The sequence below is a fragment of the Pseudomonas sp. PDM14 genome, assembly GCF_014851905.1.
Classification (GTDB): Bacteria; Pseudomonadota; Gammaproteobacteria; order Pseudomonadales; family Pseudomonadaceae; genus Aquipseudomonas.
Genome location: NZ_JACVAQ010000001.1, coordinates 340,563 through 355,583 on the forward strand (window position 1 = coordinate 340,563; position 15,021 = coordinate 355,583).

The 15,021-nt window shown below is 63.7% G+C and carries 15 protein-coding genes, 1 tRNA gene and 1 pseudogene; 14 read left to right on the forward strand and 3 right to left on the reverse strand.

Annotated elements, in window-relative coordinates; translation table 11 throughout:
- Window positions 1-26: 26 nt before the first annotated feature.
- The 3 genes from ycaC to IB229_RS01480 all read left to right on the forward strand — a co-directional run bounded on the left by ycaC (window position 27) and on the right by IB229_RS01480 (window position 3,512).
- A complete protein-coding gene (gene ycaC / locus IB229_RS01470) occupies window positions 27-644 on the forward strand; it encodes an isochorismate family cysteine hydrolase YcaC (protein ID WP_192324251.1) in 618 nt (205 codons plus the stop codon).
- 189 nt (window positions 645-833) lie between these two features.
- Entirely contained in the window at window positions 834-1,784 is a 951-nt protein-coding gene (locus tag IB229_RS01475) for a GlxA family transcriptional regulator (protein WP_192324253.1), read from the forward strand.
- A gap of 174 nt (window positions 1,785-1,958) precedes the next feature.
- Window positions 1,959-3,512: an ATP-binding protein gene (locus IB229_RS01480; RefSeq protein ID WP_192324255.1), complete on the forward strand. Its 1,554-nt coding sequence runs from the start codon at window positions 1,959-1,961 to the stop codon at window positions 3,510-3,512.
- Window positions 3,513-3,521: 9 nt separating this feature from the next.
- On the opposite strand, the gene IB229_RS01485 is transcribed toward IB229_RS01480, so the two are convergent.
- Complete coding sequence (locus tag IB229_RS01485) at window positions 3,522-4,034, reverse strand: helix-turn-helix domain-containing protein (protein WP_192324257.1); 513 nt, start codon at window positions 4,032-4,034, stop codon at window positions 3,522-3,524.
- Between the two features lie 654 nt (window positions 4,035-4,688).
- Between IB229_RS01485 and nirB the strand changes: the two genes are divergently transcribed.
- The 11 genes and pseudogenes from nirB to IB229_RS01535 all read left to right on the forward strand — a co-directional run bounded on the left by nirB (window position 4,689) and on the right by IB229_RS01535 (window position 14,345).
- Window positions 4,689-7,247, forward strand: a complete 2,559-nt coding sequence (gene nirB, locus IB229_RS01490) for a nitrite reductase large subunit NirB (protein WP_192324259.1) — start codon at window positions 4,689-4,691, stop codon at window positions 7,245-7,247.
- On the forward strand, window positions 7,247-7,627 hold the full coding sequence (nirD, locus tag IB229_RS01495; protein ID WP_192324261.1) for a nitrite reductase small subunit NirD: 381 nt from the start codon (window positions 7,247-7,249) through the stop codon (window positions 7,625-7,627). The genes nirB and nirD overlap by 1 nt, the downstream gene beginning before the upstream one ends.
- 91 nt (window positions 7,628-7,718) lie before the next feature.
- Window positions 7,719-8,531: a formate/nitrite transporter family protein gene (locus IB229_RS01500; protein ID WP_192324263.1), complete on the forward strand. Its 813-nt coding sequence runs from the start codon at window positions 7,719-7,721 to the stop codon at window positions 8,529-8,531.
- Between the two features lie 100 nt (window positions 8,532-8,631).
- On the forward strand, window positions 8,632-10,350 hold the full coding sequence (locus tag IB229_RS01505) for a bifunctional protein-serine/threonine kinase/phosphatase (RefSeq protein WP_192324265.1): 1,719 nt from the start codon (window positions 8,632-8,634) through the stop codon (window positions 10,348-10,350).
- A gap of 124 nt (window positions 10,351-10,474) precedes the next feature.
- Window positions 10,475-11,221, forward strand: coding sequence for a TerC family protein (locus IB229_RS01510; RefSeq protein WP_192324267.1), 747 nt, complete (start codon window positions 10,475-10,477; stop codon window positions 11,219-11,221).
- Window positions 11,222-11,335: 114 nt separating this feature from the next.
- Window positions 11,336-11,632, forward strand: coding sequence for a hypothetical protein (locus tag IB229_RS01515; RefSeq protein WP_192324269.1), 297 nt, complete (start codon window positions 11,336-11,338; stop codon window positions 11,630-11,632).
- A 78-nt stretch (window positions 11,633-11,710) separates the two neighbouring features.
- Complete coding sequence (locus tag IB229_RS01520; RefSeq protein WP_192324271.1) at window positions 11,711-12,262, forward strand: YdeI/OmpD-associated family protein; 552 nt, start codon at window positions 11,711-11,713, stop codon at window positions 12,260-12,262.
- Window positions 12,263-12,972: 710 nt separating this feature from the next.
- Entirely contained in the window at window positions 12,973-13,242 is a 270-nt protein-coding gene (locus tag IB229_RS01525; RefSeq protein WP_192324273.1) for a hypothetical protein, read from the forward strand.
- Between the two features lie 416 nt (window positions 13,243-13,658).
- A pseudogene (locus tag IB229_RS21805) lies at window positions 13,659-13,790 on the forward strand (integrase); the annotation flags it as partial.
- A gap of 52 nt (window positions 13,791-13,842) precedes the next feature.
- On the forward strand, window positions 13,843-14,085 hold the full coding sequence (locus tag IB229_RS01530; RefSeq protein ID WP_192324276.1) for a type II toxin-antitoxin system Phd/YefM family antitoxin: 243 nt from the start codon (window positions 13,843-13,845) through the stop codon (window positions 14,083-14,085).
- Entirely contained in the window at window positions 14,082-14,345 is a 264-nt protein-coding gene (locus IB229_RS01535) for a Txe/YoeB family addiction module toxin (protein ID WP_192324278.1), read from the forward strand. Before IB229_RS01530 ends, IB229_RS01535 begins: the two co-directional genes overlap by 4 nt.
- Before the next feature lie 94 nt (window positions 14,346-14,439).
- On the opposite strand, the gene IB229_RS01540 is transcribed toward IB229_RS01535, so the two are convergent.
- A tRNA-Ser gene (locus IB229_RS01540) sits at window positions 14,440-14,529 on the reverse strand.
- Between the two features lie 90 nt (window positions 14,530-14,619).
- On the reverse strand, window positions 14,620-14,838 hold the full coding sequence (locus IB229_RS01545) for a hypothetical protein (protein WP_192324280.1): 219 nt from the start codon (window positions 14,836-14,838) through the stop codon (window positions 14,620-14,622).
- Between the last annotated feature and the right edge of the window lie 183 nt (window positions 14,839-15,021).

A 15,021-nucleotide genomic window follows, 5' to 3' on the forward strand; every position in this document is an offset into this window, starting at 1 on the left:
TCCCACACCCTCAAGAGGACGTGAACATGAGCAAGAAATACAACCGCCTGGACAAGGACAACGCCGCCGTACTGCTGGTCGACCATCAGGCCGGTCTGCTCTCGCTGGTGCGTGACTTCACCCCCGACGAGTTCAAGAACAACGTGCTGGCCCTGGCCGACATCGCCAAGTTCTTCAACCTGCCGACCATCCTCACCACCAGCTTCGAGAACGGCCCCAACGGCCCGATCGTGCCGGAACTCAAAGCGCTGTTCCCGGACGCCCCGTACATTCCGCGCCCCGGCCAGATCAACGCCTGGGATAACGAAGACTTCGTCAAGGCGGTCAAGGCCACCGGCAAAAAGCAACTGATCATCGCCGGCGTGGTCACCGACGTCTGCGTGGCGTTCCCGACCCTCTCGGCGCTCGAAGAAGGCTTCGACGTGTTCGTCGTCACCGACGCGTCCGGCACCTTCAACCCGGTGGTGCGTGATGCCGCGCTGAACCGCATGAGCCAGGCCGGCGCCCAGCTGATGAACTGGTTCAGCGTGGGTTGCGAGCTGCACCGCGACTGGCGCAACGACATCGAAGGCTTCGGCGGCATCCTCGGCGGCCACCTGCCGGCGTACGCCAACCTGATCCAGAGCTACAGCCAGAAGAGCTGATCTACCACCGCCGGCAGCCCGCGCTGCCGGCTGCATCTATGCACGCCCGCGCAACGCGGGCGCTGCATTATGAACGGCTCGACCGCACGACCTCGATCACGGCAGCACACACGCAAAGCTGCCTGCGCGCGACGAACACGGTAATCTGTAGCGATTCTCATCCGCTGTCAGCACCACCGTGAGCCCCGCATGAAATCCGTCGCCATCGTCCTCTTCCCTGACGTGCTCCTGCTCGACGTCGCCGGCCCGAGCGAAGTCTTCTCCATCGCCAACCGCTACCTCGCCCCTGCCGACCGTTACCAGCTCACCACCATCGGCACCCAGGCCGAGCCCATTCGCGCCTCCAACGGCATCACCCTGCACGCCGAAACCACCCTCGAAGGCGCCAGCGGCCCCTACGACGTCTTGCTCGTCCCCGGCGGCCCCGGCGCCTACAACGACCAGCACCCACGGCTGGTGGCCTGGCTGCAGGCCGCGGCCCAACGCTCGCGGCGCTTCGGTTCGATCTGCACCGGCGCGTTCATCCTCGGCCATGCCGGGCTGCTCGACGGCCAACGCGTGACCACGCACTGGCACTACACCGAACGCCTGGAAAAAGCCTTCCCGCTGGCCGAGGTGGAGACCGACCAGATCTTCATCCGCGACGGCAAGCTGGTCACTTCCGGCGGCGTCACCGCGGGTATCGACCTGGCCCTGTCGATGGTCGCCGACGACCACGGCAAGCAGCTCGCCCTCGATGTGGCCAAGGTGCTGCTGGTGGTGATGCAGCGCCAGGGCGACCAGGCGCAGTTCAGCCCGCTGCTCGGCGGCGTGGCCAAGGACGAAACCCCTGTCACCCGCGTGCAGCATTACGTGCTGGACCACCTGGAAGAAGAGTTCAGCGTCGAGCGCATGGCCTCGCTGGCGGCGATGAGCCCGCGCCATTTCGCCCGCGTGTTCGTGCGCGAAGTCGGCATGACGCCCATGGAGTTCGTGCAGTGCGCGCGCATCGACCGGGCGCGCTACTTGCTGGAAAGCAACGCCCTGCCGCTGAAGACCGTGGCCTACCGCAGCGGCTTCGGCAGCGCCCGGCACATGCGCTCGCTGTTCAGCGACAAGCTCGGCCTTACACCTGCGCAGTACCGTCGCCAGTTCGGCTAGCGTGGCCGTGACGCGCACCGCGATGTCCGTTCTCCTCCCCTCTGCGTCGTTGCCGGTTTTTCCCTGGCTGCGATGATGGAGGCCTTACTCTCAGGACGGGGGAGCGCGTGAGCCCGGCCAGGTGTGTCCGCCCAGGCGGTCAGGCACCTGACTCGGCCATCCAGCGCCAAACGCGTGAACGGCCTCAGCGAAACATCCAGCGAAACGGTGCTGCAATTCGGCCCCTACCGCTACTACGTGCAACGGCGCGTGGTCTGTGCCGACGAGCGTCCGCTGCAACTGGGTAGCCGCGCGCTGGACATCCTCCAGCTGCTGGTCGAGCACGCCGGCCAGGTGGTCAGCAAGCAGGCCCTCATCGAGCACGTGTGGCCGACCACGGTGGTCGAGGAAAGCAACCTGCGCGTGCACATCGCCGCCCTGCGTCGCGTCCTCGGCGACGGTCTCGCGGGCCAGCGCTACATCAGCAACGTGCCCCTGCGCGGCTACTGCTTCGTCGCCGACGTGCGCCCGCTGGCGCCACAGGCGACCTGGCCGATACCGCGCAAACCCGGCCCCATCCACAACCTGCCGGTGCCGCTGCAACCGCTGCTCGGCCGCGCCGCGCTGATCGCCGAGCTGGGCAGCCAGTTGCCGGCCCGGCGCTTCCTCACCCTGGTCGGCCCCGGTGGCGTGGGCAAGACCCGCGTCGCGGTGAAGGTCGCCGAAGCCCTCCTGCCACGCTATGCCGACGGTGTCTGCTTCATCGACCTGAGCAGCCTGAGCGGCCCGACCTGCCTTGCGCCCACCCTGGCCCAGGCGCTCGGCCTGGGCCCGCATGGCGACGCGCTGGAGGCCATCGCCGAGCACCTGCGCGACCGCCAGTTGCTGCTGGTGCTGGACACCTGCGAGCACCTGATCGACACCTGCGCCCTGCTTGCCGAACAACTGCTGCGTGCCGCGCCGCAGCTGGGCGTGCTCGCCACCAGCCGCGAACCGCTGCTGGCCGAGGGCGAATGCGTGCACCGTCTGATGCCGCTGCGCGTACCGGCGCCGGCACCACGCCCCGACCTGGAAACGGCCCTGGCTCACTGCGCGGTAAACCTGTTTGTCAGCTGCGCCGCGGCGCACCAGGCAGGTTTTCGTTTGCGTCGGCGCGACGTGGCGCTGGTCAGCGATATCTGTCGCTGCCTCGACGGCCTGCCCCTGGCCATCGAACTGGCGACCGCGCAGGTCGATGCCCTGGGCCTGGCCGGCCTGCTCAGCCAGTTGCAGAGCGGCGCGGCTGCACTGAACCGCGGCCGGCGCACCGCCGCTCCACGCCAGCAGAGCCTGCGCGCCAGCCTGGACTGGAGCTACGCGCTGCTCAGCCCGCTGGAGCAGGTGGCGTTGCAACGCATGGCGATCTTCAAGACCAGCTTCACCCTGCGCACCGCGCTCACCGTGATCGGCTGCGAGCGCATCGACGAACACGGCCTGCTCGCCGTCATCGCGCAGCTGGCGGCGAAATCGCTATTGATGGTCGAACCCGGCGAGGGGCAGATGCGCTACCGCCTGCTGACGACCACTCGCGATTACGCCCTGGAAAAACTCCGCACCAGTGGCGAGCTGACTGCCCTGCAACAGCGCCGTGCACGCCACTGGGAACCGGCGCCGCCACGCAGCCCGGTGGCGGCCCTGGTGCCACGCCTGATCGACACCCTGGCGTTTCCACGTCAAGCGCCGCGCGGCGCGCCACGCTTCGCGGTGTGAACGCTGCGGCTAGAGCCGGCTGCCGCGCCAGAGCCCCGGCAACGGCGGCAGCACCCCCAGGCGCACGGCAGCACCACTGACCACCTGCACCCACTCGTCCGTCGCCACCATCATCGGTGCCAGGCGCGACACGCTGCGCCGCCAGGCGAGCGGATTGGTGCCGACGATGCGGCTGAAGAATCGCGAGAAATGCGCCTGGTCGAAGAAGCCGCACTCCACGGCGATCTGCGTCAGCGTCAGCTCGGTGGTGCAGATCAGTGTCTTGGCCAGCGCCACGCGCTCGCGGCGCAACCAGTCCTGCGGGCTGTACCCGGTGCTGGCCTTGAAGGCGCGGGCGAAGTGGCTGCGCGAGAGGCCGCAGGCACTGGCCAGCGCGTCGACGCTGATGCCCTGGCTGAGGTGCGTGCGAATCAGCTGCTTGGCCAGGCGTACCCGCCAGCCTGGCAGGCGGCCAGTGGCGGGGGCGCGTGTTGCGCCGCGGCTGACGGGTTCGAGGATGGCGCGAGGGGCTGCGTAGGACATGGCCATGGTCGATATCTCTGCGGACGAGATTCGATCTTGCGTGGCCCTGGCAGGGCCGGCGAGTTAAGCGTTGTTAATCGTTAGAAGCCTCGCCCTAGACGCCTCGAAAGGTATTACTTGGCTGCCGCGACAGGGTGTGAAACCGCGCGGCATCGCTCGTCGCGAGCGGACCGTAGCCTGATCAGCACGGCCCGCGTCGAACGCCCACCAATCGCCCCAAAAAAGGGACACTCACCCGCCGCCGCACCCTTCTGGTTCAACGCGGCGCACGCGCGGACCGCTGGCGAACGCCTGTAGCAGTAGCGCCATCAAGCGCTCGAACAATCCGCCACAAGCCCCGCCGTCCGGCCCTTGCATGCCCGGCAGCACGCCGCCGCGAGCACCGCAAAATGCCCCGTTACGACTCTGGCACGCTATCTGCTACCACCCTGACAAAGCGCGCCGAACCTTACGGCGTGCGTCTCGCCTGGTCACCGCCGACCAGTCGCCGCTACCGGCACGAGACGAGTGATCCCGGCAACGCTGCCTGGCTCTCACTCCACCCACTCTTGAATACCAGGCAAAGGCGCCTGGAGCTGCCCACCAGCTCCAGGCGCTTTTTTTTGTGCTTATAAAACCGCGTTGCCCCGGCAGCGGCTTCACCGAGGACAGGCTATGAACTCCATCGTCACCCCGATCAAGAGCGAAACACTGATCGTCATCGGCAACGGCATGGTCGGCCACCACTGTGTCGAGCAACTGATCGAGCGCGGCGCGCTGGCCCAGTATCAGGTGCACGTGTACGGCGAAGAGCGCCAGCGCGCCTACGACCGCGTGCACCTGTCCGAGTACTTCGGCGGCAAGGATGCCGAAGCCCTGGCCCTGGGCGACGCCGACCTGTACGCCCGCAACGGCGTGCACCTGCACCTCGGCGAGCAGGTGCTGGAGATCGACCGCGCGCGCAAGGAAGTGGTCACCCACCACGGCCGACGCGCCTACGACCGCCTGATCCTGGCCACCGGCTCCTACCCCTTCGTGCCGCCGATTCCGGGCGCCGAGGGCAATTCGCGCCTGGTCTATCGCACCCTCGATGACCTCGACGGCATCCGCGCCGCCGCCCGCAGCGCTCGCCGCGGCGTGGTGGTCGGCGGTGGGCTGCTCGGCCTGGAAGCGGCCAACGCGCTGAAGTCCCTCGGCCTGGAAGCCCATGTGGTCGAATTCGCCCCACGGCTGATGCCGGTGCAGCTCGACAGCGATGGCGGCGACGCCCTGCGCGCGCGCATCGAAGCCCTGGGCGTCGGCGTGCACCTGTCGCGCGCCACCCAGGAAATCGTCATCGGCGAGGACTACGCCTACCGCATGGTATTCAACGATGGCGAATTCCTTGAGACCGACCTGATCGTGTTCTCCGCCGGCATCCGCCCGCAGGACGCCCTGGGCCGCAGCGCCGGCCTGGAGGTCGCGCCGCGCGGCGGCGTGGTGATCGACAACGACTGCCGCACGAGCGACCCGGCTATCTTCGCCATCGGTGAATGCGCCTCCTGGAACGGCAGCGTGTTCGGCCTGGTCGCCCCCGGCTACAGCATGGCGCGCAACCTCGCCGCGCAACTGGTCGGCCAGGTGCACGAGCCGTTCACCGGCGCCGACATGTCGACCAAGCTCAAGCTGCTCGGTGTCGATGTCGGCTCCATCGGCGACGCCCACGCCGCCACGCCGGGCGCCAAGAGCTACCGCTTCATCGACGAGGCCAACGCCAGCTACCGCCGCCTGGTCGTTTCCGCCGACGGCCAGCACGTGCTCGGCGCGGTGCTGGTCGGCGACAACAGCTACTACGACACCCTGCTGCAGTACGCGCAGAACGGCATCAAGCTGCCGGCCGATCCATCGAGCCTGATCCTGCCACTGTCCGATGGCGCACCGACCCTGGGCGCCGACGCACTGCCGGACACCGCGACCATCTGCTCCTGCCACAACGTCAGCAAGGGCGCGGTGTGCTGCCAGGTCGACGCCGGCATCACCGACCTCGGCGAACTCAAGGCCGTGACCAAGGCCGGCACCGGTTGCGGCGGCTGCAGCGCGTTGCTCAAGCAGGTGTTCGAGCACGAACTGAGCGCCCGCGGCGTGGCCGTCGACAAGAGCCTGTGCGAGCACTTCGCCTACACCCGCCAGGAGCTGTACGGCATCGTGCGCGTAGAAGGCATCGAGAGTTTCGAGGAGCTGCTCACCCACCACGGCCGCGGCCACACCGGTTGCGACATCTGCAAGCCGGCGGTGGGCTCGATCCTCGCCTCGTGCTGGAACCGCTCGATCACCGATCCGCTGCTGGTGCCGTTGCAGGACACCAACGACACCTTCATGGCCAACATGCAGAAGAACGGCACCTACTCGGTGGTGCCGCGCATTCCCGGCGGCGAAGTGACCCCGGACGGCTTGATCGCCATCGGCGCGGTGGCGAAGAAATACGACCTCTACACCAAGATCACCGGTGGCCAGCGCATCGACCTGTTCGGCGCCCAACTGCACGAATTGCCGGACATCTGGGCCGAGCTGATCGCCGCCGGCTTCGAGACCGGCCACGCCTACGGCAAGTCGCTGCGCACGGTGAAATCCTGCGTCGGCAGCACCTGGTGCCGTTATGGCGTGCAGGACAGCGTCGGCATGGCGCTACGCCTGGAGGACCGCTACAAGGGCCTGCGCTCGCCGCACAAGATCAAGTTCGCGGTCAGCGGCTGCACCCGCGAATGCGCCGAGGCGCAGAGCAAGGACATCGGCGTGATCGCCACCGACAAGGGCTGGAACCTCTACGTCTGCGGCAACGGCGGCATGCGCCCGCGCCACGCCGAGCTGTTCGCTACCGACCTGGATGACGAGACGCTGATCCGCCTGATCGACCGCGTGCTGATGTTCTACGTGCGCACCGCCGACAAGCTGCAGCGCACCTCGGTCTGGCGCGAGTCACTGGAAGGCGGCCTGGACTACCTCAAGGCGGTGATCCTCGACGACAGCCTGGGCCTGGCCGCAGAACTCGAAGCGCAGATGCAGATCGTCGTCGACCGCTACGAATGCGAGTGGGCCAATGCCCTCAAAGACCCGGAGAAACTCAAGCGCTTCCGCACCTTCGTCAACGACAAGCGCGCCGACCCGGACATCCACTTCGTCAAGGAGCGCGGCCAGCGCCGGCCGATTTCCGCCAGCGAACTCCACCTGATTCCCGTCTTCGAGGAGGCACTCTGATGAGCACGTCCAACGCCGTTCGCGCGCAATCCCTGCCAGCCACTACCTGGCAACCGCTGTGCAGCACCCGTGATCTGGTCGCCAACTCAGGCGTGGTCGCCTGGCTGGATGGCGAGCAGATCGCCCTCTTCCACCTGCCGCAGACGGTCGACGGCGAGAAGCTGTTCGCCGTCGACAACCGCGACCCGAAATCCGGCGCCAACGTCATCGGCCGCGGCATCGTCGGCCAGCTCAAGGGCGACCTGGTGATCGCCTCGCCGCTGTACAAGCAGCACTTTCGCCTGACCGACGGCAGTTGCCTGGAATACCCCGAGCAGCGCCTGCGCGTATGGCCGGTGCGCCTCAACGGCGATGCGGTGGAAATCGGCATCGTCGAGTAGCCGAGCCGGCGCATCCACCCAGGCAAAACCTTACAGACCGCACTGGGCGCCAGCGTCCAGCGCCCTCGTACACCCAAGAGAGCACATCACGATGTCCTACCTGATCCCAGCCGAATTCGTCACCAAGATGGTCGATGCCGGCGAGTCGAAGATCTTCATGTCGACCCGCGATACCCTGATCCGCGCCTTCATGGCTGGCGCCATCCTCGCTCTGGCCGCGGTGTTCGCCATTTCCATTACGGTGCAGACCGGTTCGCCGCTGCTGGGCGCAGCATTCTTCCCGGTCGGTTTCATCATGCTCTACCTGATGGGCTTCGACCTGCTCACCGGGGTGTTCGTCCTCACCCCGCTGGCGCTGCTCGACAAGCGACCGGGCGTCACCGTCGGCGGCGTGCTGCGCAACTGGGGGCTGGTGTTCACCGGCAACTTCGCTGGCGCACTGACCGTCGCGCTGATGATGGCCTTCGTCTTCACCTACGGCTTTTCCACCAGCCCCGGCGCCATCGGCGAGAAGATCTCGCACATCGGTGAAGCGCGCACCCTGGGCTACGCCGAATACGGCACCGCCGGCTGGCTGACCATTTTCCTGCGCGGCATGCTGTGCAACTGGATGGTCTCCATGGGCGTGGTCGGCGCGATGATCTCCACCACCGTCAGCGGCAAGACCATCGCCATGTGGATGCCGATCATGCTGTTCTTCTACATGGGCTTCGAGCATTCGGTGGTGAACATGTTCCTGTTCCCCTTCGGCATGATCATGGGCGGCGATTTCTCGGTGATGGACTACATGATCTGGAACGAAATCCCCACCGCCCTCGGCAACCTGGTCGGCGGCCTGGCCTTCACCGGCCTGACCCTCTACACCACCCACGTCAGGACCGCGCCCAAGCGCGCCTACAACTGATCCCACCCGTAGGGTGCGCCATGCGTACCAGGCAACCGCTGCGCTGCCAACCGGTGCGCGCGGCGCACCCTACGCACAACTCCTTCGCAGGCCTCGCCGCATGCCCCAGCAGCTCGTCGTCAGCCTTGGCCAGTGCTCGGACAAGGGCCGCAAGCCGGTCAACCAGGACTTCCACGGCGCCTGCATCCCGCCCGAGCCGCAGCTCGGCACCAAGGGGATCGCCATTGCCCTGGCCGACGGCATCAGCAGCAGCGCAGTCAGCCACATCGCCAGCGAAACCGCGGTCAGCGGTTTTCTCGCCGACTACTTCTGCACCTCCGACGCCTGGTCGGTAAAAACCTCCGCCGAACGTGTACTGCGTGCCACCAACTCCTGGCTGCACGCGCAGACGCGCCAGGGCCAGTACCGCTATGAACAGGACCGCGGCTACGTCTGCACCTTCAGCGCGCTGGTGTTGAAGTCCACCACCGCGCACCTGTTCCACTGCGGCGATGCACGCATCTATCGCCTGCATGGCGACGCCCTGGAACAGCTGACCAACGACCACCGCCTGTGGGTCGGCCAGGACACCAGCTACCTGAGCCGCGCCCTCGGCATCAACCCGCAACTGGAACTCGACTACCGCGCGCTGCCGGTCGAGGTCGGCGACCTGTTCCTGCTCGCCACCGATGGCGTGCACGAACACCTCGACTCACGGCAGATGGTCGAGCTGATCCGCACCCACGCCACCGACCTCGATGCCGCCGCCCGCGCCATCGTTGCCCTGGCCCATGCCCAGGGCAGTACCGACAACCTCACCCTGCAGCTGGTACGCATCGACGCCCTGCCGGCGCAGGAGGCCGACGAGCTGCAGCAGAGCCTCAGCGAACGGCCCTGCCCGCCGCTGCTGGGTGCGCGCATGCTGTTCGACGGCTACACCATCGTCCGCGAGCTGCACGCCAGCAGCCGCAGCCACGTCTACCTGGCCCTGGATGGCGAAACGCCGGTGGCGCTGAAAACCCCGTCCATCGATCTGCAGCACGACGCCGCCTACCTGGAGCGCTTCCGCACCGAGGAATGGATCGCCCGGCGCATCGACAGCGCCCACGTGCTCAAGCCCTGCGTGCAGACGCGTCCGCGCCACTACCTGTACAGCGTCAGCGAATTCATCGAAGGCCAGACCCTGCGCCAATGGATGATCGACCACCCCAGGCCCGATCTGGAAACCGTGCGCGGCATCGTCGAACAGATCGCCAAGGGCCTGCGCGCCTTTCACCGCCTGGAAATGCTGCATCAGGACCTGCGCCCGGACAACGTGATGATCGACACCACCGGCACGCTGAAGATCATCGACTTCGGCGCCACCCGCGTCGCCGGGCTGATGGAAATCACCTCGCCCCTGCCCCGCGACCCGCTGCTCGGCACCGCGCAGTACACCGCGCCGGAATACTTCCTCGGTGAAAGCGCCACGCCGCGCTCGGACCAGTTCTCCCTGGCCGTGATCGCCTACCAGATGCTCACCGGCGAGCTGCCTTACGGCGCCCAGGTGGCGAAATCGCGTAGCCAGTCGGCGCAGAACCGCCTGGTCTACCGCAGCGCCCGCCACAGCGAGCGGGACGTGCCGGCGTGGATCGACGACGTGCTGCGCAAGGCCACGCACCCCAATCCGTACAAGCGCTACGAGGACATTTCCGAGTTCGTCCACGAGTTGCGCCAGCCGAACCCGGCGTTTCTCACCCGCACCCGCGCGCCACTGCTGGAACGCAACCCGCTGCTATTCTGGAAAGCGACCTCACTGCTGCTCGCCGTGGCCTGCCTCGCGCTCCTGACGAATGGCTGAAGCGCCCGAGAGCCGGGCCTGTGCGGGCAACGGGGCGCGGAAAAGACTTGTTGCCAATCTGTAGTCGATACCGCGGGCGCAAACGCTGAGAATGCGGCTCCTTCAAATTGACGAGATGACACCCGTGGAATACCTGCAGCAACTGATTAGCGACCCGACCGCCTGGGTGGCGCTGGCAACACTGGTGGTCATGGAGGTCGTGCTCGGCATCGACAACCTGATCTTCATCTCCATCCTCACCAACAAACTCCCCGAACACCAACGCGCCAAGGCGCGCCGCCTGGGCATCAGCATGGCGCTGATCCTGCGTCTGGGCCTGCTCGGCACCGTGGCCTGGATCGTCCAGCTGACCGAGCCGATCGTCGAGGTGTTCGGCCAGGCCTTCTCCTGGAAGGACATCATCCTGATCGCCGGCGGCCTGTTCCTGCTGTGGAAAGCGACCAAGGAAATCCACCACTCCATGGACCCCGAGCCCGAGGGCGACATGTTCGTCGGCCGCACCGCGAGCATCGGCTTCAGCGCCGCCATCGTGCAGATCCTGCTGCTCGACCTGGTGTTCTCGGTCGACAGCATCATCACCGCCGTGGGCATGACTGAACACGTGCCGATCATGATCATCGCCGTGGTTGCCGCCGTCACCGTGATGCTGCTCGCCGCCGAACCGCTGGCGCGCTTCATCAACAACAACCCAACCGTGGTCATGCTGGCTCTGGGCTTCCTGATCATGATCGGCATGACGCTGATTGCCGAAGGCTTCGGCGCCCACGTACCGAAGGGTTACATCTACGCGGCCATGGCCTTCTCCGCGGTGATCGAAGGGTTGAACATGCTCTCGCGCCGCGCCAAGCGCAAAGCCAGACAAGAAGGCTGATCCGCGCCCCGTTGATCCACTGACCCGGCGCCCATGAGCGGACTTACCGCCCATGGGCGCTCGTCATTCCAGCGTGCCCCCTCAGCGCACGCCAGACCGCCACAGGAGTCCCCGATGACCCATTCCCCACGTTCCCGTAACGCCCTGCGCGCCCTGACCGTTGGCGCCTTCGTGCTGCTCGCCGGCTGCGACATCGCGGAAAACACTGCCGAGAAACTCGCCGAGGAAGCCAAGCAGGAAATCGCCCAGGCCGCCCGCGACGTCCTCAGCGAAACCGCCAAGGATCTCAACCAGCAGATCGACCAGGCACAGAAATCCACCGAAGACTGGCTCACCCCCGAGCAACAGAAACAGCAGGATGAAGAGCAGCAGGAAGCACGCCAGGACAGCGAGGAGCAGCGCGAGGCGTGATCGCCAGGAGCCGCGGCACAAACGAGGCAACACAGGAACTGCACTGCAAGCCCCCATCCGACCTCAGGCCCACCTGCCGTGACGAACAACGAAGCCGGCGCACGCTTCCAAACGAAACTACTTCGCCCGGCACAGGCAGGCGACGAATGCCCATGGGCCTTTGTCGTACTGCCCAAAAGCGCGAGTGAAAAACTCCCAAGACGCGGTAGAACGACGGTAAAAGGCACCCTCAACGGCCACGCCTTCCAGATCACCCTTGAGCCGGACGGACAGTTGAGCCACTGGTTGAAGATAAATGAGGCACTGCTCAACGCCGCAGGCGCGAACATCGGCGATGTCGCGACCTTTGAGGTTGTATCGGTGGAACAGGAACCTGAGCCCGAGCTTCCTGCCGATTTACGAGAGGCCTTGGCATCGGCCCCAGAAGCCCATTCGGTATGGCGCGACACAACCACCATCGCGCGGCTTGACTGGATCCACTGGATTACCTCTGCCAAGCAAGCCAAGACACGGGCGCAACGCATCAGCAACGCGTGCGACATGCTGGCATCCGGGAAGAAGCGGGTTTGCTGCTTCGATCCCTCCGGTTACTACAGCAAAGCCTTCAAGGCACCCCAGGCCGCGGACTAGCCCAAAAGCAAAAAGCCCCGAAAACTTGTTAGTTCTCAGGGCTCTATGTGTAGCTATCTGGCGGTGAAGGTGGAATTCAAACCCTGCTCCGGGCGTTTCATTGCGTCGCAAACCTGCTCAATGCTGGAGTTTCTCGACCCTAGCTAGCTCATTTCGTAGGAGTCTGGACCTGTATTTCGACACTTTCTCGACACTCAAGCTAGACAGCATGGGTTCATCTGGGTAGCTTCTCGCCAGTGTAGCCTGTCATAGGCGCCACTTTACTTAACATCACAAGAGGCCAAGATGGATCTTAGCCAAGCAAAAACAGTAATTAGCACAGTGCTAATTACCGCATCAATTCCGCTTCTGCTAGGCCTTCTTCTCTACTTAGAAAACCCTGACGGCATACTGCTATACACTCCAAGACCCGGCCCTCGCCCGACTGGAACGCCCGCTTTCACAATTGGAGCGATAGTAGGTGTAGCGCTATCTTTCGCGCTCTCACTCTGCCTGCTTCTCTTGGGAGCAGTAGCTGCGTATTTCGCCCGATCAGAAGCTTCAAAAAACAGAGTAAAAAAACTCTGCACGATAGCCGTGGCGGCTATGGCCACTTCCATCGCCGGATCGTTTATCTGTGCCGCCCTTCTATACCAAGCAGGTTAATCCCCCATAGACAACCTGAGCTTCTTTGCTGGCCAGATCGGCCCAGCCTAATCAAATGGATAACGATGAAGAAAATCATAAAAATTACTTTGCTGGCCAGCGTGATAATTTACGCGACCTACCTTGTATCTTCTAAAAACATGCTTGATCACGGTACTAGCTGTCTAACATCCAGCGGGCTCCACGAAAAATTTAAAAATATAAAGACCAAAGAAGAAGCAAAGATTGTTGAGGCTGAGCTTGAGCTATGCGTAGATAACAAGAAAACATTTATTCAATCTCTATTTTTCTCTAAAAAATACGTCTCAGATAAATTCAATATAGATTTCGAATGAACAGCTCTCAAAAAAACCAACCCTCCATTTAAATTCAGCACGCACCCGACTTTAGAAACGATTCAATTTATCTTTGGAGCCATGGGGGTTATTGGACTTGTCTACGCAGTAACTATGACAGCCAAATCCGTTTCAGCAGGCACATGGCCAATTGCTCAAGGCACTATAGTAAGATCAGAAATCAAAAAAACAACATGATCGCGAACATAACGTAAGTCACTCATTACAAACCAAATACGAATACTCAGTAATGGGTGTCAAATATAAATATGTTCGCACGGCGTTTGGAATGCACAATTCGAATATTCCTTGGCATGCGTCTGGAACCCATAAGAAACTGAATCAACGAAATCCCAACGTTAATGTCAGGTACAACCCCAAGAAGCCTCACATCTCTGTATTGCGAGCAGAGCCGCGGCAACATCCTCACCCTGCAAAAAATCCTCGGGCACTCGAGCCTGACGATGACCATACGCTATGCCCACTTAGCGCCGGATCACCTGCAGGACGCCTTGCGGCTCAACCCGTTAACCGATGAAGAGAGTTAACATGACGTACGAATTAGCGTACGCTTAGTCAATCAAAAGAAGGCCGGCTCTCATGAAAACACTTACCGCCAGCGAAGCACGCACCAACCTCTATCGGCTCATGGATCAGTCAGCCGAGTCGCATCAGCCCATTCTGATTTCGGGCAAGCGCACCAACTCCGTTTTGGTGTCGGCCGATGATTGGGAAGCCATCCAGGAAACGCTGTATCTGCTGTCCGTGCCAGGCCTGCGCGAGTCCATAAAGGAAGGCATGGCCGAACCCGTCGATGAATGCGCGAAGGATCTGGACTGGTGACTTGGCAGCTCGTCTACACGAAACACGCTCAGAAGGACGCCCCAAAACTCGCTGCAGCAGGTTTGAAGGACAAGGCCAAGGCGCTGCTTAAGGTGGTACGCGAGAACCCGTTTCAGAACCCGCCCCCGTACGAAAAGCTGGTCGGGGATCTGGCCGGTGCTTACTCCCGACGCATCAACATCCAGCATCGGCTGGTGTATCAGGTGCTACAGGATGAGCAGGTGGTGAAGGTGCTGCGGCTCTGGTCGCACTACGACTGAATGCGGTTTTCGACACTTCATCGACACACGCTAACGCCAGAAAGCAAAAAGCCCCGAAAACTTGTTAGTTCTCAGGGCTCTATGTGTAGCTATCTGGCGGTGAAGGTGGGATTCGAACCCACGATACGGTTTCCCGTATACACACTTTCCAGGCGTGCTCCTTCAACCGCTCGGACACTTCACCGGGTCTCGTCGAACCGTGGTCCGTCGAGGCGCGCTAATGTAGCCGAAGAGGTTATCGAAGGCAAAAGGTTTTTTCAGTCGATTCATGCGCTTATGCCGAATGACCGGTTTGTGCGGCAGCGGCCTGTGCCGGTGGCTCGAAGCGTTGCGGGCCGAATAGCAGGAAACCCAGCGAGACGAACAGGCTGACGGCGAACAGGCGCACCACACCTGCGTGGCTGTGGCTGACCGCGTTTGTGGCCAGCAGTATCAACCCGAGCAGCAGAAGCAGTGCCAGGGCGGGCGCCAAAGGACGGGCGAATCGACGCATGGCAGGCACTCGTGACAGGGGCGGCTAACCTATCCGGGCAACGTCCGTCCGGCCAATTGGCAAAGCCGATGGCACCGATAGGCCCGCACGGATGACCATTCGGTCAGCCAAAGCGCTTTACCCGCGCGCCCTGGCTGGGTAACGTCAGCGCCACTTCAGCCCACTGCAGGACTAGGAAAACGC